This window comes from Pseudoduganella ginsengisoli (assembly GCF_009720865.1).
Lineage (GTDB): Bacteria > Pseudomonadota > Gammaproteobacteria > Burkholderiales > Burkholderiaceae_D > Rugamonas > Rugamonas ginsengisoli.
Genome location: NZ_WNLA01000004.1, coordinates 207,960 through 227,673 on the forward strand (window position 1 = coordinate 207,960; position 19,714 = coordinate 227,673).

General features: G+C 62.3%; 19 protein-coding genes. 8 read left to right on the plus strand and 11 right to left on the minus strand.

Annotation, left to right across the window (positions count from 1 at the left end):
- Nucleotides 1–2 precede the first annotated feature (2 nt).
- Nucleotides 3–353 carry an ArsC family reductase gene (locus GM668_RS09275; RefSeq protein WP_155438665.1) on the minus strand — a complete coding sequence of 117 codons (351 nt, stop codon included), beginning with the start codon at nucleotides 351–353 and terminating at the stop codon, nucleotides 3–5.
- Between the two features lie 154 nt (nucleotides 354–507).
- A complete protein-coding gene (locus tag GM668_RS09280; RefSeq protein WP_170305562.1) occupies nucleotides 508–1,545 on the minus strand; it encodes a GGDEF domain-containing response regulator in 1,038 nt (345 codons plus the stop codon).
- A gap of 165 nt (nucleotides 1,546–1,710) precedes the next feature.
- Here GM668_RS09280 and GM668_RS09285 point away from each other — a divergent pair, with 165 nt between their 5' ends.
- Together GM668_RS09285 and GM668_RS09290 are read left to right on the plus strand one after the other, a co-directional pair.
- A complete protein-coding gene (locus tag GM668_RS09285; RefSeq protein ID WP_155438667.1) occupies nucleotides 1,711–3,063 on the plus strand; it encodes a response regulator in 1,353 nt (450 codons plus the stop codon).
- A 51-nt stretch (nucleotides 3,064–3,114) separates the two neighbouring features.
- On the plus strand, nucleotides 3,115–4,089 hold the full coding sequence (locus GM668_RS09290; protein ID WP_211923368.1) for an AraC family transcriptional regulator: 975 nt from the start codon (nucleotides 3,115–3,117) through the stop codon (nucleotides 4,087–4,089).
- Nucleotides 4,090–4,124: 35 nt separating this feature from the next.
- Here the strand turns inward: GM668_RS09290 and GM668_RS09295 are convergent, their stop codons facing one another.
- The 4 genes from GM668_RS09295 to GM668_RS09310 form a co-directional block, all read right to left on the minus strand.
- On the minus strand, nucleotides 4,125–5,261 hold the full coding sequence (locus GM668_RS09295; protein WP_155438668.1) for a PilT/PilU family type 4a pilus ATPase: 1,137 nt from the start codon (nucleotides 5,259–5,261) through the stop codon (nucleotides 4,125–4,127).
- A gap of 69 nt (nucleotides 5,262–5,330) precedes the next feature.
- A complete protein-coding gene (dapD, locus tag GM668_RS09300; RefSeq protein ID WP_155438669.1) occupies nucleotides 5,331–6,158 on the minus strand; it encodes a 2,3,4,5-tetrahydropyridine-2,6-dicarboxylate N-succinyltransferase in 828 nt (275 codons plus the stop codon).
- A gap of 11 nt (nucleotides 6,159–6,169) precedes the next feature.
- A complete protein-coding gene (dapC, locus tag GM668_RS09305; RefSeq protein ID WP_170305563.1) occupies nucleotides 6,170–7,381 on the minus strand; it encodes a succinyldiaminopimelate transaminase in 1,212 nt (403 codons plus the stop codon).
- Between the two features lie 126 nt (nucleotides 7,382–7,507).
- The gene (locus GM668_RS09310) at nucleotides 7,508–7,873 is read right to left on the minus strand and encodes a MerR family transcriptional regulator (protein WP_155438671.1); all 366 of its coding nucleotides are present in this window, start codon (nucleotides 7,871–7,873) and stop codon (nucleotides 7,508–7,510) included.
- Nucleotides 7,874–7,950: 77 nt separating this feature from the next.
- Between GM668_RS09310 and GM668_RS09315 the strand changes: the two genes are divergently transcribed.
- The 3 genes from GM668_RS09315 to GM668_RS09325 all read left to right on the plus strand — a co-directional run bounded on the left by GM668_RS09315 (nucleotide 7,951) and on the right by GM668_RS09325 (nucleotide 9,413).
- Nucleotides 7,951–8,382 carry a hypothetical protein gene (locus tag GM668_RS09315; RefSeq protein WP_155438672.1) on the plus strand — a complete coding sequence of 144 codons (432 nt, stop codon included), beginning with the start codon at nucleotides 7,951–7,953 and terminating at the stop codon, nucleotides 8,380–8,382.
- A 96-nt stretch (nucleotides 8,383–8,478) separates the two neighbouring features.
- Nucleotides 8,479–8,976: a VOC family protein gene (locus tag GM668_RS09320; RefSeq protein ID WP_155438673.1), complete on the plus strand. Its 498-nt coding sequence runs from the start codon at nucleotides 8,479–8,481 to the stop codon at nucleotides 8,974–8,976.
- Between the two features lie 47 nt (nucleotides 8,977–9,023).
- Nucleotides 9,024–9,413, plus strand: coding sequence for a VOC family protein (locus tag GM668_RS09325; protein ID WP_155438674.1), 390 nt, complete (start codon nucleotides 9,024–9,026; stop codon nucleotides 9,411–9,413).
- On the opposite strand, the gene GM668_RS09330 is transcribed toward GM668_RS09325, so the two are convergent.
- Nucleotides 9,414–10,418 carry a dipeptidase gene (locus tag GM668_RS09330; RefSeq protein WP_371868668.1) on the minus strand — a complete coding sequence of 335 codons (1,005 nt, stop codon included), beginning with the start codon at nucleotides 10,416–10,418 and terminating at the stop codon, nucleotides 9,414–9,416.
- An 85-nt stretch (nucleotides 10,419–10,503) separates the two neighbouring features.
- Between GM668_RS09330 and GM668_RS09335 the strand changes: the two genes are divergently transcribed.
- A complete protein-coding gene (locus tag GM668_RS09335; protein ID WP_155438675.1) occupies nucleotides 10,504–11,766 on the plus strand; it encodes a DEAD/DEAH box helicase in 1,263 nt (420 codons plus the stop codon).
- Nucleotides 11,767–11,771: 5 nt separating this feature from the next.
- Here GM668_RS09335 and GM668_RS09340 read toward each other — a convergent pair whose 3' ends face one another.
- From GM668_RS09340 to GM668_RS09355, 4 genes are read right to left on the minus strand one after another with little or no spacing between them, the layout of a single operon-like run.
- Nucleotides 11,772–12,473, minus strand: a complete 702-nt coding sequence (locus GM668_RS09340; RefSeq protein ID WP_155438676.1) for a hypothetical protein — start codon at nucleotides 12,471–12,473, stop codon at nucleotides 11,772–11,774.
- Entirely contained in the window at nucleotides 12,470–13,423 is a 954-nt protein-coding gene (locus GM668_RS09345) for an MlaD family protein (protein WP_155438677.1), read from the minus strand. The genes GM668_RS09340 and GM668_RS09345 overlap by 4 nt, the downstream gene beginning before the upstream one ends.
- A gap of 7 nt (nucleotides 13,424–13,430) precedes the next feature.
- Entirely contained in the window at nucleotides 13,431–14,369 is a 939-nt protein-coding gene (locus tag GM668_RS09350; protein WP_229499090.1) for an ABC transporter permease, read from the minus strand.
- Between the two features lie 23 nt (nucleotides 14,370–14,392).
- Nucleotides 14,393–15,259, minus strand: a complete 867-nt coding sequence (locus GM668_RS09355) for a LysR family transcriptional regulator (protein ID WP_155438819.1) — start codon at nucleotides 15,257–15,259, stop codon at nucleotides 14,393–14,395.
- A 107-nt stretch (nucleotides 15,260–15,366) separates the two neighbouring features.
- On the opposite strand from GM668_RS09355, the gene GM668_RS09360 reads away from it, so the two are divergent.
- Complete coding sequence (locus GM668_RS09360; protein WP_155438678.1) at nucleotides 15,367–16,755, plus strand: MFS transporter; 1,389 nt, start codon at nucleotides 15,367–15,369, stop codon at nucleotides 16,753–16,755.
- Between the two features lie 120 nt (nucleotides 16,756–16,875).
- Nucleotides 16,876–19,704 carry a M16 family metallopeptidase gene (locus GM668_RS09365; RefSeq protein ID WP_155438679.1) on the plus strand — a complete coding sequence of 943 codons (2,829 nt, stop codon included), beginning with the start codon at nucleotides 16,876–16,878 and terminating at the stop codon, nucleotides 19,702–19,704.
- The last annotated feature ends 10 nt before the right edge of the window (nucleotides 19,705–19,714 follow it).

A 19,714-nucleotide genomic window follows, 5' to 3' on the forward strand; every position in this document is an offset into this window, starting at 1 on the left:
GGTCAGGCAAAGATTTGGCTGTATTGGGCGGCCGAGAAGCCGACGTGGCAGGCATTGCCCACGCCGGCAAGCACCGGGCGCTTGATCACGGAGGGGAATTCCAGCATCAATTCACGCGCGCTGGCGGCGTCCACGATGGCGGCTTTGCGCTCATCGGGCAAACCGCGCCACGTCGTGCCTTTCTTGTTGACCAGCACTTCCCAGTCCAGGCTGGCCAGCCAGCCGTTGATGGTATCGGAGGTCAAGCCTTGTTTTTTGAAGTCGTGGAACGTGAAGTCATGCTGCTGGTCCGCCAGCCACACGCGGGCTTTTTTCACGGTGTCGCAGTTCGGGATGCCGTAGAGAGTAATCATGGAATGGATATGAGAAATGCATGGCCGCCGGACGGTGGCCGAAGTGCGCATTATAGCGTTTGACGCACGCGCCATGGCTGCCGGCGGCTTTTGTTTGTGCCGCCCGCGCTCCGATTTCCTTGAACAGCCGGGAGAGGCTGGCGGCGCGCTGCGGTCAGGCGGCGGCCGCCACTTGATTCCTGCCGCCGTGCTTGGCCTGGTACAGTGCTTCGTCGGCGCGGACCAGCGCCCCGTCGAGCGACGTTTCCGTCACCACGGTGACGCCGAAGCTTGACGTGACCGGGATCGATGCCGCCTGCGCGCAGACGGGGCAGCCGGCCAGCGCGGCGCGGATCCGCTCCGCGATGTGCACGGCGCCGGCCAGCCCATCGCCCGGCACGAGGATGACGAATTCTTCGCCGCCGATGCGCGCCAGGAAATCCGTGGCGCGCAATTGCGCGGCTGCGGTTTGCACGACTTTTTGCAGCACGAGATCGCCCGCCGCGTGGCCCCACGTATCGTTGATGTGCTTGAAGTGGTCGATATCGAACATGATGACGCCCAGCTCACGGCCAGTGCGCTGGCAATCGGCAATTTCCGCCGCGGCTCGCTCTTCCAGATGGCGGCGGTTGCCCGCGCCCGTCAGCGGGTCCAGCATGGCAAGTTTCTGCAACTCCGCCGTGCGCATGGCGACGCGGGCTTCCAGTTCCGCATTGAGCGCATTAATTTCCGTGATCAATTCATAGGCGCGCAGGCACGCCACCACACTGGTAAACAGCTTTTGCGCCGTCAATTCCGTCTTGGATTTGTAATCGTCGATTTCATACGCCAGCACCACATCCTGTTCCGGCGCATAGCCGGGCTGGCCGGTGCGCAGCACCAGGCGGATCGCACGGTCCTTGCGTTCTTCGCGGATATGGTGCACCAGCTCCAGGCCCGCATCCGCTGTTTCCATGACCACGTCGATCAGTGCAAAGGCAAAATCCGGCTCCCGCTGCAACAGGTCGCGGGCAGCGGCGGCGGATTCAGCGTTGTAAATTTGCAGCGTCCGGTTGCGGAAAGAAATATGCCGCAAGATCAATTCCGTGACGGCATGGACGTGGGGATCGTCGTCAACGATCAGGATTTTCCAGGGAGCGAGTTCGCCACAGGGATCAGGGCACGCATCTTCCGCAAGAAAGGGGATGCTGTCGCTGGTATCGGGCGAAATCATACTGATGCTCCAGTGCATATTTTTTAATCATTGTAGTCCCGTTTTGTCACTTGGTGTCAATTTGATAAATACCATAAGGCTAACCCTTAGATCTGTTAGCAACAGTTCGGCGTACAATGGATCAGTCCCGTCTGCCTATTGAAGGACTGCTGCGAAAGGACCGCTGTGAACGATCACGAACAGCCTGTTTCCGGTGGACCCGTCATTCTCATCGTCGACGATTCGCCTTCCAGCGTACTGGTCATGAAAGAGTACCTGGAAGACGCCGGCTACCAGACTTGCCACGCCTACAACGGCGAAGCGGCGCTGATCCAGGCCCGCGAAGTCTTGCCGGCCCTGGTCTTGATGGATGTCGTCATGCCGGGCATTAATGGTTTTGAAACCTGCGCCCGCATGAAAACCGATGACGTGCTGAAGGACATCCCCGTGATTTTCATGACATCGCTGGCGGATGAAAGTTCCAAAATGCATGCATTCAACGTGGGCGGCATTGATTACGTCAGCAAGCCGCCGCTGCTGGGCGAATTGCTGGCCCGGGTGCGCACCCACATTGCGCTGTACACGCTGCAGCGCTCGATGGCGGAACAAAATGCCGCCTTGCAGCGCGAAGTGGCCGTGCGGGAAGCGGCGGAACAGGCGTTGCGCGAACACCGCGACCAGCTGGAGCGCGACGTGGCGGAGCGCACGGCCGATGTGGTCAGCCACAGCCAGGCGCTGGAAGAAACGCTGGCGCGCCTGCGCACGATGCAAGAACAGGTGATCAAGTCGGAAACCATGGCGTCGCTGGGGCGGGTGGTGGCGGGCATCGCCCATGAAGTCAATACGCCGCTGGGGGTGGCGCTGTCGGCGGCCAGCCATTTGAATGACCAGATGCGCACGGTGGCGGCAAAAATGCGCGATAACCAGTTGCAGAGGAGCAAGCTGGAGCAATTTTTTGAAGTGGGCATGGAATTGTCGCAATCGCTGCTGGTCAATTGCCAGCGCGCCGCGGATTTGATGGGGCGGCTGAAGGCAGGCGCCACTGACCGCGCCAGCGGCCAGCGGCGCGAATTCAACCTGGGCGGCTATGTGCGGGAAGTGATGGCCAGCTTGCAGCCGCAATTGAAGCAGGCTGGGATCGAGGCTGTGATTGATGCCGATGACGGTATCGCCATGGACAGCTTCCCCGGCCCGCTGGCGCAAATTCTCACCAACCTGGTCAGCAATGCGCAAGACCATGCGTTTGGCGGCAAGGGCGGGCGGGTACAGATTACCGTGCGGCCACTGGGCGGCAGCCACGTGGACATGGTGTTTTCCGATAACGGCGCCGGTATCGCGCCAAATGATTTGCCGCGCGTGCTGGACCCGTTCTTTACCACGCGGCGCAGCGCCGGCAATTCCGGCCTGGGCATGCACATCATCCAGAGCCTCGTGACCCTGGTGCTGGGCGGCGGCATCAAGGTCGACAGCGCGCAGGGGCAGGGTACCACGGTGCGCCTGACTTTCCCCCGCGTGGCGCCTGAACCTGGTTCAGCGTGAATGGGTTCCTGTGCGTTACGGGCAGGTCCGCCATGCCATAATCCGCGCACCATGAACCAAGACACCCTTCCCGACGATGCACATATGCGTGCCAGCCGCGCAGAATACGCGCGCCGCATGAACCGCGTTCTCGACCATATCGACCGCCACTTGGATGCGCCGTCCGACCTGGCGACACTGGCCGATGTGGCCAATCTGTCGCGCTATCACTTTCACCGCTTGTTTTCCGCGTGGATGGGGGAAACCGTGGGCGATTACACGCGCCGGGTGCGCCTGCAGCGGGCCGCGCAGATGCTGGCGCGCGGTAGTGGCGAGAGTGTGCTGGCGGTGGCGCTGGCAACAGGATTCAGTTCCGGCGAAGCGTTTGCCCGTGCATTCAAGCTGCAGTTCGGCTGTACGCCCTCGGCGTGGACTGCCGCGACGCCGCAGCGGATTGCCGCCGACCTGGCGCGCCTGAAAAGCAATCCTGGTCAGGCACATCGCAATCCCGATCAGGACTGGACAGCGCTGTTGCGCGAATATGAGGGCTCCCCAATATCGTTAATGGAGTTCGCCATGCAAGTAACAATTGAAACCCTGCCGCCCGCACACGTTGCCTACCAGCGCAAGATTGGCCCTTACGGTCCGCAGATTACGCAATTCTGGAGCAGCACCGTGCAGCCGTGGATGCAGTCGCATGGCCTGATGGCGGCCGATTGTTATGGCGTGGCGCACGACGATCCCGCCATTACGCCGGCCGGCAAGTGCCGCTACGACGCGTGTGTGGCGGTGCCGGAAGGCTTTCAGCCGGGCGCGCACGCCAGCCTCGCCACGTTGCCGGGTGGCCGCTACGCGGTGGCAAAATTCAAAGGACGGCCGGACACCATCGCGGCGGCCTGGATGTGGCTGATGCGGGAGTGGCTGCCGTCCAGCGGGTTGCAGTGCGATGAGCGTCCGTGCTTTGAACGCTTTTCGGCGTCGACGGCGATGGATGCGGTTACCGGCGAGTTCAGCTGCGATATCTGCATACCGGTGCGCGCGCTGTAACACAATGGCGGCGCCGCATGGCGCGGCGCCGCCGGTCAGTTCAGCGTAAATTCCGTAAACGACGTTTCAGACGCCGCCGAGGCGGCTTGTTCCGGTTCATCTTTCTTCGCATCCGGCCCGTTATTGAGCAGCCACAGCAGGTTGGTGGCGGAATCCGCGTTGGCCAGCGCTTCTTCCTGGCTGATCTTGCCAGCCTGAACCAGGTTGAACAGCGCCGTTTCGAACGACTGGGAACCGCCGGAAATACTTTTTTCCATTGCTTCCTTGATCTGGCTGATTTCGCCTTTTTCGATCAATTCCGAGATGTAGCGTGTATTGACCATGACTTCCACGGCCGCCGTGCGGGTGCCGCCGTTGACGGACTTGATCAGGCGCTGCGACACGATGGCTTTGACGGTCGAGGACATGTCCTGGAACAGCGCCGCGCGGTTTTCAATCGGGTAAAAACTGATGATGCGGTTCAGCGCGTTGTAACTGTTGTTCGCGTGCAAGGTGGCCAGCACCAGGTGGCCCGATTGCGCATAGGCGAGGGCGGCCGCCATGGTTTCCTTGTCGCGGATTTCACCGATCAAGATACAGTCGGGCGCCTGGCGCATGGAATTGCGCAGCGCCGTATAAAAATCCTTCGCGTCGGACCCGATTTCCCGCTGGTTGACGATGGATTTCTTGTTCTTGAACAAGTATTCAATCGGATCTTCCAAGGTCAGGATGTGGCCCGGTTTCATTTCATTGCGGTGGTCCAGCATGGCCGCAATCGTCGTGGATTTGCCGGAACCGGTGGACCCCACCAGCAGCAGCAAACCGCGCTTTTCCATGATCAGGTCGGACAGCACAGGCGGCAAGCCGAGGTCGCCCAGCGCGGGAATGGTGGCGGGAACGAAGCGGAACACGGCGGAAATACTGCCGCGCTGGCGGAATGCCGACAGGCGGAAGCGGCCCAGGTTGGGCACGGAATAGCCGGAATTGAGTTCGTTGGTGCGCTCCAGTTCTTCCATCTGTTCCGGAGTACAGATTTCCGACAGCAGGGCGTGGATATTTTCCGGCTCCAGCTTTTGCTGGTTGATGGGGATCAATGTGCCGTTGATCTTGATGTGGACGGGGGAGTTCACCGCAAAAAACATGTCCGACGCGGCTTTTTCCTTCATCAGCTGGAACAGGCGGTCCATGGCCATGGTATTGCCTCCTCAGATCAAGATTGATTCGTCATTCCCGCGAAAGCGGGAATGACGATGTGCAGGTAATTAAACGCCGCGCAGCAATTCGTTGATGCTGGTTTTCGAACGGGTCTGCGCATCGACGCGCTTGACGATCACCGCGCAATACAGGCTGTACTTGCCGCACGACGAAGGCAGGTTGCCCGATACCACGACGGAACCTGCCGGTACGCGGCCGTACGTCACTTCGCCGGTGGCGCGGTCGTAAATCTTGGTCGACTGGCCGATGTACACGCCCATCGAAATCACGGAGTTTTCTTCCACGATCACGCCTTCGACGATTTCCGAGCGGGCGCCGATAAAGCAATTGTCTTCGATGATGGTCGGGTTGGCTTGCATAGGTTCCAGCACGCCGCCAATACCCACGCCGCCGGACAGGTGCACGTTCTTGCCGATCTGCGCGCACGAACCGACCGTGGCCCACGTATCGACCATCGCGCCTTCATCGACGTACGCGCCGATGTTGACGTAGGAAGGCATCAGCACCACGTTTTTCGCGATGAACGAGCCACGGCGCGCGACGGCTGGCGGCACCACGCGGAAGCCGCCTTTCTGGAAGTCTGCTTCCGTGTAGTTGGCGAACTTGGTTGGCACTTTGTCGTAGAACTGCATGGTGCCGTCCGATGGCAGCACCACGTTGTTTTCCAGGCGGAACGACAGCAGCACGGCTTTCTTGATCCACTGGTTCACGACCCAGGTGCCGGTATCTTTTTGCGCCACGCGCAGCGAGCCATCATCCAGGCCGGCCAGCACGTGCGACACGGCGTCGCGCACTTCAGCCGTGGCATTGGCCGGGTTGATCTCTGCGCGGTTTTCCCATGCTTGTTCAATGATTTGTTGCAGTTGTTGGGTCATGATGGTCTTCTTTACTTGGACAGGTTTTTGCAGAACTGGACGATGCGCTGGGCAGCCTCCAATCCTTCTTCGGTTTCGGCGACCAGCGCCATGCGGATACGGTTGCGGCCCGGGCTGATGCCGTGCGCGTCACGCGCGAGGTAGCTGCCGGGCAATACAGTGACATTATATTCGGCGTACAGACGCTGTGCGAACTCGGTGTCCGACAGCCCCGTGCGGGACACATCGGCCCACAAATAAAAGCCCGCGTCCGGCAGCGCCACGTCCATCACTTCCTGCATCAGCGGCGTGATGGCGTTGAATTTCGCGCGGTACTGCGCGCGGTTTTCTTCGACGTGGGTTTCATCGTTCCAGGCCGCGCTTGACGCGGCTTGCACGGGAGGGCTCATGGCGCCGCCGTGGTACGTGCGGTACAGCAGGAATTTTTTCAGCACGTCGGCGTCGCCGGCGACAAAGCCGGAACGCATGCCCGGTACGTTCGAGCGCTTCGACAGGCTGGAAAACACCACCAGGCGCGCATACGGGCGTTCGACGGTGGACAGGCCGAGGATATGCGCGGCTTGCAGGGCGCCCAGCGGCGGTTCGTCGAAGTAAATCTCCGAGTAGCACTCGTCGGCGGCAATGACGAAGTTGTAGCGCTCGGACAAGGCAAACAAGTGTTCCCATTCCGTCAGCGACAGCACGGCGCCGGTCGGGTTGCCTGGCGAGCAGACAAACAGCAATTGCGTGCGCTGCCACACTGCTTCGGGAATGCTGTCGTAATCGCAGCCGAAATTGCGGGCCGGATCGGAGTTGACGAAATACGGTTCGGCGCCGGCCAGGTAGGCCGCGCCTTCATAGATCTGGTAGAACGGGTTCGGCGACACCACGATGGCGTTCGCCGCAGGATCCACGACGGTTTGCGTCAGCGCGAACAGCGCCTCGCGCGAACCATTGACCGGCAACACTTGCGTGGCCGGGTTCAGCGCCGGCAAGTCATAGCGGCGCTCCAGCCAGCCGCAAATCGCCTTGCGCAGCGCTTCGTTGCCTACGGTGAGCGGGTAGCTGGCCAGGCCGTCCAGGTTATCGGCCAGCGCTTGCTGGATGAATGGCGGCGTCGGATGTTTGGGCTCGCCCATGCCCAGGCTGATGTGTTTATAGGCGGCATTCGGCGTCACTTGCGCGAACAATTGCCGGAGCTTTTCAAACGGATACGATTGCAGCTTGTCGAGATGTGGATTCACGGGCGGACCAGAGGCATATTTACAGATCGGAACCAGTGATTATAGCGCCAGCAAGCAATTGGCGCGCAGGGAACGGCCTATGTGGGGTATTTAATATGGCCAATGGCGGGTTTTTGCATGCAAAATTCACAATTCGCCCCGCAGCGGGCAGTCTGCCATGTCTTCGCTGAGCCGCCGCAGCAGCCCTTGACGCAGCGCCGCCAGCCCCGCCATGCGGCGGTCGATTTCCTCGACTTTGGCCTGCAGCGCAGCCCGCAGCCGTTCCGCCGACGTATCGGGCGTAGCCAGCAGCGGCAAATCCGCTTCGATTTCCTTCAGCGTAAAACCCAGCTGCTGCGCCGTGCGGATATAGCGCAGCCAGTCGACCGCTTCCGGCGGATAGTCGCGGTAGCCATTGCCGCTGCGGCGGGCCGTCAGCAAGCCCCGCTTTTCATAGAAACGCAGCGTATCGCGGCTGATGCCGGTAGCGGCGGCGATTTCTCCGATTTGCATGGCGGGCTCCACAAAATGCTTGACCTTGGAGTTTACTCCACGGTTTAGCATGGGTCACTGTTTTTAAGGAGACTTCCATGATCGCTTCCCCTGCCTTTCGCCGCATCGTCCGCGCCAGCGCCATCTATGACGTGCTGTTGACCTTTCCGTTTGCCACGCCGTGGACGTTTGCCGCCGCCCATGCGCTGCTGTCGGACGTTAATTCGCAACTGGGCGGCGCACCGTTGCCCGCGTTTGAACCGTTTCATCTATTGATGGCGTGCCTGATGGGCAGCGTCGTCATGGTCTGGTCCGTGCTGCGCATCCGCGATCCGCAGCCGCTGTATGGCCGCTACGACGCCTGCGCGCGCCTGCTGTTTTCCACGTGGATGTTCTGGACGTGGATGCAGACGGGGGCGCCGCTGCTGTGGCTGTTCATCGTGCCGGAATTCGTGTGGTTCATTGCGCAGTCGCTGCCCGTGCGCGCTGCCGCATCGGCTCAAGGTAAGATGACCGGCGTTGCCGCTTGAAGCCGTGTCGATTTCCTGCCGCGCCGTTCGTCGTGGTGGCAAGGACGCGGGCGGCGCCCCGTCCTCACCTCGATATCAACCCGAAAGGAATCAGTCATGGCTCACGTACAAAGCATTGTCCCCTGCCTGTGGTTCGACACGCAGGCGGAAGAAGCAGCAAAGTATTACACGGGCATTTTTGACGGCGGACGCATTACACAAGTCAGTTATTACACGGAAGCCGGGCAGGAACACCATGGCAAGGCACCCGGCACCGTGCTGACGGCGGAATTTGAAATCAATGGCCAGACTTTCACGGCATTGAATGGCGGCCCGCAATTTAAATTCAATGAAGCCGTGTCGTTCCAGGTCATGTGTGAAAGCCAGCAGGAAATCGACCGCTACTGGGCGCGGCTGGGCGAGGGCGGCGATCCGGCCGCGCAGCAGTGCGGCTGGCTGAAAGACAAATTCGGCGTGTCGTGGCAAATCGTGCCGCGCGTGCTGATCGAAATGCTGAAGGATTCCCAGTCGCCGCGCGCGCAGCGGGCGCTGGTGGCCATGATGGGCATGAAAAAGCTCGATATCGCCGCGTTGCAGCGTGCCTACGCCGGGTAGCCATGACCGGCGTATGATGACCCTTCCCATCCTGCCAGGAGATCCCCATGCAAGCGCAACCCCTCATTGCCGTGTCGGACGTTCCCGCCAGCAGCCGCTGGTATCAAACTTTGCTGGCGGCCCGCAGCGGCCACGGCGGCCGTGAATATGAACAAATCATGCACGGCGACCGCATGATCCTGCAATTGCACCGGTGGGATGCGCATGGCCACGCCCATCTGGGCGATCCGGAATCGCGGCCGTACGGTAACGGCGTGCTGCTGTGGTTTTGGACGGAGGATTTCGACGACGCCGTCGAGCGCGTGGCGGCGCTGTCGGCTACGGTGCTGGAAGGGCCGAAGGAAAATACCAATGCATCGCACCGGGAAATCTGGATCAGGGATCCGGATGGCTATGTCGTGGTGATTGCCGGCCCATACGGCGACGTGGGGATGTAATTACCCATGCCACGTTTGCTGCGCCACGCGCAGCATATTGCCGCCCATGACCAGCGCCGCTTCGGCGTCCGTCATGCCCACGTTGCGCAATTCTGATGCCAGTGTGCGCCACATGTCCGGCGCGACAAACGTGGGCGGCGCATCGTTGCTGTAGCCGGCCGATGCGGGCCACCAATACGACGGATCGAATTCACCCGGCGGCGTATCGTCCAGCCCTGGCTCGGAAAAGCAGATGTCGGTGCCGATGCCCACGTGTTCGATGCCTGCCACGCCGGCAAGGTAAGCAGCGTGGCGCGCCACATCGGCAGCCGATGGCGCCGTCGTGCCGAGGAACCACGACAGGCCCGACACGCACACGACACCGCCCGTGGCTGCGCAGGCGCGGATTTGCTCGTCCGTGATATTGCGGCCATGCTGCGCCAGCGCATACGGATTCGCATGGCTGAACACGACGGGCTTGCTGGACACTTCCATGATTTCCAGCGATGACAGGCCGCCCGTGTGCGAGCAATCCATGATGATGCCCGCGTCATTGACGGCCTGCACCATGCGGCGGCCCAGCGGCGTCAAGCCGCGCGGCTCGTCATGGCAACCGCCCGCCACGGAATTATTGCGGTTGTAGGCAAAGTGGATTTGCCGAACGCCCAGCTGTGCATACAGCGCCACCATGTCCGGCTGGTCCAGCAGCGGCATCGAGCCTTCGAGATCAAAGGTCAGCGCCATCTTGCCTTCGCGCGCTGCGCGCAGCACGTCGTCCACCGTGGACGCCAGCACATAGCGTTCCGGCTGGGCGGCAATGGTGGCGCGGTAGCCGGCAATCACGGACATCACTTGCGATAGCGGGTTCATGTCCGCGCCCACATTCAGCGATGTGTAGTGCACGCCGGCAGCGTGCAGCCGCGCGACCGGCTCAAACGATGCGGCCGGGTGTTGTGGCAGGCAGGTATGGGCGTCCCAGTGGATCATGTTATCGATTTCGCAATTGGTGAAAGGCGATATTGCCACGGCTCGCCGCTGAAGGGCAAGGACATGTTGACTTCCTCGTGTTGACTTCCCTTATACTGGCGGGTTGTTCACGCAGGATTTCAACATGACCTTTAACACGCTGGGCCTTGCCGCCCCGTTATTACATGCCGTGGCCGAAGCGGGCTACACGGAACCGACTGCCATCCAGGCTGCCGCGATACCTGCCGCGCTGCGGGGCGACGATGTGCTGGGCGCCGCGCAGACGGGTTCCGGCAAGACTGCCGCGTTCGTGCTGCCGATGCTGCATGCATTGCTGGCGCGCCGCCACTCGCGGGCGCCCGCCGTGCATGGCTTGATCCTGGCGCCGACGCGCGAGCTGGCGGCACAGGTGGGCGAAGCGATCCGTGCACTGGCCCGGCATTTGCCCGTCCAGGTGAAAGTCGTCACGGTGTTTGGCGGCGTGTCGGTCAACCCGCAAATGATGGCGCTGCGTGGCGGCGCCGATATCGTCGTCGCTACGCCGGGCCGCCTGCTGGACCTGGTGGACCACAATGCCGTTAAGCTGGACAAGGTCGCCACCTTGGTGCTCGATGAAGCGGACCGCTTGCTGGACATGGGCTTTGCCGGCGAAGTGCAGCGCATCCTGTCGATGTTGCCGGCCCAGCGCCAAAGCCTGTTCTTTTCCGCGACGTTCCCGCCCGCCGTGCAAGCGCTGGCGCAAGGCATGCTGCGCAACCCGGTGCGGGCGGAAGTGGCCTCCACGCCGGAATCGAAGCCGGACATTGTGCAGCGCGCCATTTCGGTGGATGACGCGCGCCGCGTGCAGTTGCTGCGGCACTTGATCCGTGAGGAAGGGTGGGAGCGCGTCATGGTGTTCGTCGCCACCAAATATGCGGCAGACCACGTGGCCGACAAGCTGCGCCGCAACGGCATCCACGCGGAAGCCTTCCACGCGGACCACAGCCAAGGCGCCCGCACGTCCATGCTGGCCGATTTCAAGGTGTCGCACATCCGCGTACTGGTGGCCACGGACGTGGCGGCGCGGGGCATCGATATCGCGCAATTGCCGGTGGTCGTGAATTTTGACTTGCCCCGTTCACCGGCCGATTACACGCACCGCATCGGCCGCACGGGCCGCGCGGGCGCCAGGGGGCTGGCGGTCAGCTTCGTCAGCGCGGCGGCGGAAGCGCATTTCCGCCTGATCGAGAACCGGCAAAAGGTGCGGGTGCCGCGTGAGAAAATCGCAGGCTTTGAACCCGTGCAGACTGCCGCGCCTGCCGTGCATGCGGCCACCGATACGGTGAATGGCGGCATCAAGGGTAAACGCAAGAGCAAGAAAGACAAGTTGCGGGAGGCGGCGGCTGCAGCGGCAGAAAAAGGGCAGTAAGTCAGCTATAGACCCTTGCTGGCCGCGCCGCTGGTTGTGCCGCTTTCCGTCACCAGCGCCATGCGCCGCCGGACCTGCGCTGCCGCCTGCATGTCTCCGGCCTTTTCCGCCCGCAGCGCCTGCGCTTGCAGCCACGCCAGCAAGGGCCGCCGCCATCCCTGGCCGGACGCGGTTTCCACGGCGGACGTCAATAGTGCCGGCGTGCCATGCCCGGCGCGCAAGACTGCGCCGGCCGCCACCAGCCGCGACAACGGATCCGCAATGGCCGCCACGGCGCTCGAAGCTGCCACGTCATTGGCAGCCGCCAGCGCACTGGCGACGGCGCGGTGCTGTTCCGGCAGCACAGCGCTATCGGCCCGCTGCCCTGACAGGTAATCCGCATACGCGACATCCGACGCGGCAGCATCCACGCGCAGGCGCTCAAATCCCGGACACGCTTCAAACACGAGCGCCGCCACTTGCGCCGCGCATCGCGCCAGCTCGATGCGGATCGCCAGCGACGCCTTGCCCGTGCTGCCTACTTCCTGCCGTGCCCGGGCCAGTTCCGTTTGCGCCACGTTGTCCTTGCCGGACAAATACGCGGAAAGAAAGCGCTCTTGCGCACTGTGCGCATTCAATTTCCAGTCCGGCACAGGCGGCCCGCTGCTGCAGGCCGGAAGCGCCATCACCAGTGTAGAAATGACCAAGGGACGCAGCAGGGTAGTCATGGCAGTTTGATCTCCGCATCGCGTTTGAATGGCCACTTGCGGTTGATTTCATTGATCAACTGTTCAATGCGCCGCAAGTTGGTATCGACGTCGGCGCGCAGCGCGCCCAAGTCCTGCGTGGCAATGCGCGCATTGGCGCCGACCGCTTGCGCCTCTTCCAAAACCGCATCCATTTTCTTCAGGCTGGCGCGCGCATCGGCCAGCAAGCCTTTCAATTCCACCACGGCAGCTTGCGTATCCGTCATCACGCCTTGCTTGCCAAACACCCGCTTGTCCGCATTGCCCACCAGGCTGTCAGCCTTCAGGATCAGTGCATTGGCGTTGCGCAGCAATTGCTGCGCCTTCTGGTCTTCACCGGCAATCAGCCCCATGGCGCCGCCCGGGCCATTCAAGCGGCCCGTCACGCCTTGCACGTTACGCAAGGTCATGTCCAGCGGGGAATCCGTGGCCGTCAAGTTATTCAAATTCGCCAGCAAGTCGCGCGCCGCCGTCAGCAATTGCGGCACCTGGCCCGCCATGTCGCCCACCAGTAAATCGCGCGTGGCGCCGTCGGGCAGCGGCGGGTCGGCTGGAATGCCGGTAAACGCGCGCAGCTTGGCGCCGCCCACCAGGCCCCGTTCCAGCGTAAAGACACTGGATGTGCGCAGCCAGTGCGCATCTTTCTGCGTGACGTCGACCAGGATGCGCGCCTTGCCATCCTGTCCCAGTTCGATGCGCTGCACGCGGCCGATGGGGAAACCGGCAAACGTCACATCCATGCCCACGCCGACGCCATCCGAGTCATCGGCTGTCAGCACCAGCCGCTGCGTGGCGTCGAATGCGCCGCGCGCATACATCAGGTACACGGCCAGCCCGGCCACCAGCACCAGCATGAGCCCCAGCAGCAGGGCCGCTTTGAGTTCAGCGTTGCGCAATGATGGCGGAAGGGTGGGCGCCGTTGGTTCGTCCATAAAATCCTCAGTAATAATTGCCCATCAGCGAAGCCGCTTCGATCAGCAGCAGCACGGAAAACATGCGCACCATGTCGGACAAGCCATGCACGTGCCGCAGCCGCGCGCTGGCGCCGAAGTAGGCCGACGCCAGCGGAATCATGCCGACGGCAAAGCTGAACAACACGATCTTCACCATTAAAATCATCGACACGGCGGGGTTGAAAATCTGTCCCACCACCCGCGTATAGCCTTGCAAAGCATACGGCGTGAAGCCGTAAATCGACAGGTATGACAGGATCAGCGTCAGTACGCAGCTGACGGCGCCCAGCAGCCATACGGCGAACATGCCCGCCATCGCGCGCGGGAAAAATTCGCGCTGCAAGCCGCTGATGCCGCGCAGTTCCGCATCGCCTTCCGCCGCTGCCGCCAGTTCGGCCGGCGCCGCGGCGGCCGCTGCCTCGGCGGCTTCTCCCAGTGTCGGCTGTGCGGCGCCCGGCGCACGCGCTCCGTGCGCCACCGGGAAACCGCCGCCCTTGTTGCGTACACTGGCCAGCGCCTGTGCAAATGCGACACCGGCCGGCAAGGTATTGCGCAGCGCGACAAACAGCGCCACCGTCAACGGAATCAATTCCAGCACCAGTACCCGCACCACCATTTCCAGCGCATAGCGCGACAAGCCATAGCTGGCCGACGTCACGACAACGATGCGGATGATGACGAGGCTGATGAAGGTCGTCATCAGTGAAAACCACAGCAGGTGCGGCGCCGTGCCCAGCACGATCTCACGCGCCAGCACGGGCCGCGCGCGCCGGTTGTAGCTGGCCGGCGCCAGCGCCAGCGTGGCAATCAGTACGGAAAAGTGCAGCAATTGCCACCAGCTGACCAGCCAGTCCAGCGCCCAGCGCTGCATGTCGCGCAGCGGTGCAAAGATGGCCGGGCCAGGACGGGACGTTGGAGTACTCATGCGGGCAATGGTAGCACCGCCTTTTACTGGCTGGAGAACGATTCAAGAATGGCGTCCGCCGCCGCCCGCACGCGCGCCGTGCGGTTCAAATCCGTATGCATGACCAGGTACACGTCGTAATGCTGTTCCCGTTCCGGCCAGATGCGCACCAGTTCCGGCATCTGGTCCGCCATGTGCGTGGCCAGTTCGCCGATGCCCAGGCCCGCCTTGACGGCTTCATGCAGCATCAAGCCGGTATTGACTTCCATGGCCACGCGCGCCTTGGCAACGGACTCGCCGCATAGCTTGTCGCCATGGCGGGGCGCCACGCTGGCCTGGTAAATCACGATATCGTGGCCATGCAAGGCGGTGCCCGGCGCCGGCATCCCGTGGCGTTCCAGGTAGCCGCGTGTCGCATACAGGCCCAGGGTGCGGCGCACCAGGTGGCGTGAAATCAAATCCGGGTCGGCGGGGCGCACGGTGCGGATGGCCAGGTCCGCTTCGCGCCGCGTCAGGCTCGACAGCTGGGTGGAAGCGCTCAGCACGATGCGGATATCGGGGTGGCGTTCATGCAGCCGCCGCATGGCGTCAATGACGAAGTGCGCCGCCATGGTGTCGGACGTGGCCACGCGGATGGCGCCGGACAGGCGGTTATCGATGCCCTGCATTTCCCGCTGCAAGCGGTTGGCCGCGGCTTCCATTTGTTCTGCCGCACCGATCGCCAGTTCGCCGGCCGGCGTGGCCACGTAGCCGCCCGGCGTGCGCAGGAACAGCTTGGCATTTAACGCTTTTTCCATCGCGGCCAGGCGGCGGCCCACGGTGGCCTGGTCGATATCGAGCGTGGCTGCAGCGCCGCGCAGCGTGCCGGCGCGGTAAATGGCAAGAAAAATGCGGGCGTTATCCCAATCCATGGATGGCATGCAAAATTGCATCAGAGTGCTGATCATATGCGTCTTTACTGCATCATTCAAGCGGCCTAGCATGCTGCGCATGGACAACAGCAGCGACAGGGGGACATATGCATCACCAGCAACATGAAGTGCGGGCCGTCAGTGCTGCCGGGCAACAGCAGGCCGGTGCGCTGGCGCTGCTGACCCTGGCGGCAGGTTTTGTCATGGCCATGATCGACGTTACGGCAGTCAACACGGCGCTGTCCGACATTGCCGCCGACTTGCACGTGCCGCTGTCCGGCCTGGTCTGGGTGGTCGATGGCTATACGCTGACGTTTGCCGCGCTGTTGCTGGCGGGCGGCGCGCTGGGCGACCGCTATGGGGTGAAAAACACGTATCTGGCCGGCCTGGCCGTGTTCCTGGCGGGCTCCGTGCTGTGCGCGCTGGCGCCGGGCGGCGTCAGCCTGACGGCCGCCCGCTTGCTGCAAGGGGCGGGCGCGGCGCTGTTTCTGCCCAGTTCATTGAGCCTGCTGACCCACTTGTTTGAAGACGATAAGGTGCGGGCCCGCATGGTAGGCACGTGGTCGGCCATGGTAGCGACGGCCTCGGCAGTGGGCCCGCTGGTGGGCGGCATCCTCGTGCATGCCTTTGGCTGGCGCAGCGTGTTTTGGGTCAATGTGCCGATCGGCGCGCTGGGCATTGTGATGGCGCTGAAGCTGATCCGTCCCGTACCGCCCCAAGCGCGTCCTTTGCCGCTGGCCAGCCATGCGCTCGGCATGCTGGCGCTGGCGGCGCTGAGTTTTGTGTTGATTGAAGGACCAGTACTGGGCTGGCTGTCGGCTCCCGTGCTGGCTGCGCTGGCCGCTGCCGTGGCGCTGGGCATCACCCTGGCGCAGCGTGAACGGCGCGCCGTGCACCCATTGCTGCCCCGCGCCTTGTTTGCCACGCCGGCCTTTGCCGCCGTCAATGGCACGGGGTTTTTCATCAACCTGGGCGTGTTTGGCCAGTTATTCCTGCTCAGTTTGTATCTGCAGCAGCGGGGCGCCGATGCGCTGTGGACGGGCCTGTCGCTGTTGCCCATGATGGCGGCTTTTATTGCCGGTAATTTCTCGGCCGGCCGCATCACGGCACGGATCGGCATGCGCAAGCCATTGCTGGGCGGCTTGTCCGTGGGCTCGGCCATGGGGCTGGTATTGCTGGCGCTGGCGTGGACCATGCCCAACGCGCCGTTCGGCATGGTATTGGCCTGTATCGTCGTGATGAACCTGGGTGTCGGCGTGGCGATTCCCGCCATGACGGCCAGCGCCATGCAGGTCGCCGGCAAAGCCCATGCGAACAGTGCGGCAGCCGCATTGAATGCGAACCGGCAAATCGGCGCGCTGGTCGGTGTGGCACTGATGGGCTCGCTGCTGCATGCGCTGCCCATGTGGAGTGCGCGGCTGCCTGCCGGGTTCCTGGCTGTGGCGCTTGCGTTCGGGCTGGCGTGGCGCCTTGTGTACCGGCATGTGCATGTCTAGGTGGGAAATAGTGCCGCCCGTTGGCGCCAAACCCGGCGGCGGCTCTACACTAAGGGGTTGCTAGCGTTATCACGGTAAATCGTGTAATGTGGAAACTTTCTTATTTTGCAAGATCGTAAAATGACCTCCGCTCCACTGCGGCGCATTGCCGCCGCCGCCATGCTGACCTGCACCTTGACCGGGCAGGCCGCCATCAACATGAACGATACGGTGCCATCCGCGCCGGACGTCAAGACGGGCAAACTGGCTAACGGCCTGACGTATTACATCAAGAAAAACGGCAAACCAGAAAAGCGGCTGGAATTGCGCCTCGTCGTGCGTGCCGGTTCCGTGCTGGAAGACCAGGACCAGCTGGGCCTGGCGCACTTTGTCGAACACATGGCGTTCAATGGCACCACGCACTTCAAGCGCAATGAATTGATTTCGTACCTGCAGTCGATCGGCGTGAGCTTCGGCCATGACTTGAATGCTTATACCAGCTTCGATGAAACCGTGTACATGCTGCCGATCCCCACCGATAAAAAAGACAACGTGGAAACGGGCTTCCAGGTGCTGGAAGACTGGGCCCATGGCGTGAAATTCGAAGACGACGCGATCGACAGCGAACGCAATGTCGTGCTGGAAGAGTTGCGCGCGCGGGGCGGCGTGGAAAAGCGCATGCTGCAGGCCACATTGCCGAAGATGCTGAATGGTTCGCTGTATGCGGAGCGCTTGCCGATCGGTAAAGAAGAAGTCTTGAAAAATTTCAAGTATGACGCTGTCAAGCGCTTTTACCGCGACTGGTACCGTCCTGACTTGATGGCCGTGGTGGCCGTTGGCGACATTGAGCCGCAAGAAGCGGAACAGCTGATCCAGCGCCACTTCGGGCACTTGAAAAATCCCGCGCAGCCGCGCCCGCGCGCCTATGCGGAAATCCCGCCCCGCGCGCAGTCGGAAGCGCTGGTCGTGACGGACAAGGAAGCCCGCAACAATGCAGTGACGGTGCGCTATACGATCCGCAAGGAGCCGGTGCGCAAGACGTTTGCGGATTTTCGCGACGACTTGCAGGAAGGGATCGTCGGCATCATGCTGGCGCAGCGCGTGCAAGAATTGACGCAGCAGGCCGAACCGCCATTCATTGGCGGCCATGCCGGCATGACGCCGGTCGTGCCGGGTTACCGCACGTTTGCTTCCAGCGCAGTGCTGGGCAAACGCGGCGCCCAGCCTGCGATTGATGCGCTGGTGCAGGAAGTGGAGCGGGCGCGCCGCTTTGGTTTCAGCGAGCAGGAGCTGGAGCGCACCAAGAAAATGTTCATGCGCGCAATTGAGCGCGCTTACCAGGAGCGTGACAAGACCGATTCGGCAGGGCACGTACATAGTCTGGTGAAGGCATTCATCACGCAAAAGGATGTCGACCCGGCCATTGCCGATATTTATGCCTATGCGCAGGAACTGGTTCCTGCCGTGACCTTGGACCAGGTCAATGCGCTGGCGGCGAACATGCTGCCGTCACACGAGCAAAAGCTTGTGGTCTACCAGGGCAACGACAAGGCGGAGCCGCCTGCGCCGGCGGAAGCGGCGTTGCTGGCAATGGCCAACGCGGCGGAAGAACAGAAAGTCGCCAAGCGCGAAGAAAAAGTGCTGGCCACGAAGCTGATGGAGCAATTGCCGAAGCCGGGCGCCATTGTTGCGGAAACCGTGGACAAGGCGCTGGGTACGACGGAATGGCGTTTGTCGAATGGCGTCCGGGTGGTGCTGAAGCCGACGGACTTTAAAAATGACCAGGTGCTGATGGCGGGATTCCGTCCGGGCGGCCAGTCGCTGTATGGCGGCGACGATTTATTCAATGCCCGCTATGCCAGCAACATCGTGTCGTCGATGGGCGTGAAATTCGCACCGGTCGATTTGCAGAAAATGCTGGCCGGGAAAACCGTGTCGTCTTCGTCGTGGGTGGGCGCATTGGGTGAAGGCTTGCGCGGCGGTTCCGGCAGTGCCGACGTGGAAACCATGCTGCAGCTGGCGCACCTGGCGTTCACGCAGCCGCGCCGCGATGAAGCGCTGTACCAATCGTTTATCGGCAAGCAGCGCGACCTGGCCCGCAATGCGATGTCGAACCCGGACGTCGTGTTCTCCGACGCATCGATTGCCACGCTGTACAACAATGACCCGCGCGTGGCCCGTCCGGCCCGCGTGGAAGATTTCGACCACATCCAGCTGGACCGCGCGATGGCGATTTACCGCGAACGCTTTGCCAGTGCGCGCGATTTCACGTTCGTCGTCGTGGGCAGCTTTGACCTGGCCGCCATGAAGCCGCTGGTGGCGGCTTACCTGGGCAGCCTGCCCGTGACGGATGCGCCGGTCGCCTACAAGGATAACGGCGTGCGCCCCGTGAAAGGCGTCGTGAAGAAAAACGTATACAAGGGCGCGGAAAACAAGAGCATGGTGACGTTGACGTTCACTGGCGAAGCGCCGTATTCGGAAGCCGCCGCATTGAACCAGAGCGCGCTGGCGGAAATCCTGAACATCAAGGTCAATGAAGTGCTGCGTGAAAAGCTGGGGCTGATCTATAGCGGCCACGTGGGCGCGTCGCTGAACAAAATGCCATATGGCCATTACTCGGTATCCATCACGCTGCCATGCGCGCCGGAAAACACGGACAAGGTGGCGGACGCCATGCTGGGCCTGGTCCGCACCATCCAGCAGCAGGGACCGGAAGCGGCGGACCTGGCCAAGGTCAAGGAAAACTGGTCCGTCAATAACCGCCGCGCACTGCGTGAAAACGGTTACTGGCTGAGCCACCTCGATGGCGCGTATGCCAACGGGCTTGATCCGGCCACCATCCTCACGTTTGAGCAGCGCGCCGCTGCCGTGACGCCGGCTGACGTGCAGGCTGCGGCGAAACGCTACTTCGACTTCGATAATTACGTGCAGATGGTGCTGTACCCGGAAGCAAAGCAGGCATCGAACTGAACTCAAACTG

What these genes read in the sequence shown, in the direction of transcription:
- GM668_RS09340 (WP_155438676.1), bottom strand. Translation starts at nt 12,473, where the DNA reads ATGACTACCCTGCTGCGTCCCTTGGTCATTTCTACACTGGTGATGGCG.
- GM668_RS09290 (WP_211923368.1), top strand. Translation starts at nt 3,115, where the DNA reads ATGAACCAAGACACCCTTCCCGACGATGCACATATGCGTGCCAGCCGC.
- GM668_RS09345 (WP_155438677.1), bottom strand. Translation starts at nt 13,423, where the DNA reads ATGGACGAACCAACGGCGCCCACCCTTCCGCCATCATTGCGCAACGCT.
- GM668_RS09360 (WP_155438678.1), top strand. Translation starts at nt 15,367, where the DNA reads ATGCATCACCAGCAACATGAAGTGCGGGCCGTCAGTGCTGCCGGGCAA.
- GM668_RS09335 (WP_155438675.1), top strand. Translation starts at nt 10,504, where the DNA reads ATGACCTTTAACACGCTGGGCCTTGCCGCCCCGTTATTACATGCCGTG.
- GM668_RS09325 (WP_155438674.1), top strand. Translation starts at nt 9,024, where the DNA reads ATGCAAGCGCAACCCCTCATTGCCGTGTCGGACGTTCCCGCCAGCAGC.
- GM668_RS09365 (WP_155438679.1), top strand. Translation starts at nt 16,876, where the DNA reads ATGACCTCCGCTCCACTGCGGCGCATTGCCGCCGCCGCCATGCTGACC.
- GM668_RS09355 (WP_155438819.1), bottom strand. Translation starts at nt 15,259, where the DNA reads ATGGATTGGGATAACGCCCGCATTTTTCTTGCCATTTACCGCGCCGGC.
- GM668_RS09310 (WP_155438671.1), bottom strand. Translation starts at nt 7,873, where the DNA reads ATGCAAATCGGAGAAATCGCCGCCGCTACCGGCATCAGCCGCGATACG.
- GM668_RS09295 (WP_155438668.1), bottom strand. Translation starts at nt 5,261, where the DNA reads ATGGCCATGGACCGCCTGTTCCAGCTGATGAAGGAAAAAGCCGCGTCG.
- GM668_RS09320 (WP_155438673.1), top strand. Translation starts at nt 8,479, where the DNA reads ATGGCTCACGTACAAAGCATTGTCCCCTGCCTGTGGTTCGACACGCAG.
- GM668_RS09315 (WP_155438672.1), top strand. Translation starts at nt 7,951, where the DNA reads ATGATCGCTTCCCCTGCCTTTCGCCGCATCGTCCGCGCCAGCGCCATC.
- GM668_RS09280 (WP_170305562.1), bottom strand. Translation starts at nt 1,545, where the DNA reads ATGATTTCGCCCGATACCAGCGACAGCATCCCCTTTCTTGCGGAAGAT.
- GM668_RS09275 (WP_155438665.1), bottom strand. Translation starts at nt 353, where the DNA reads ATGATTACTCTCTACGGCATCCCGAACTGCGACACCGTGAAAAAAGCC.
- GM668_RS09350 (WP_229499090.1), bottom strand. Translation starts at nt 14,369, where the DNA reads ATGAGTACTCCAACGTCCCGTCCTGGCCCGGCCATCTTTGCACCGCTG.
- dapD (WP_155438669.1), bottom strand. Translation starts at nt 6,158, where the DNA reads ATGACCCAACAACTGCAACAAATCATTGAACAAGCATGGGAAAACCGC.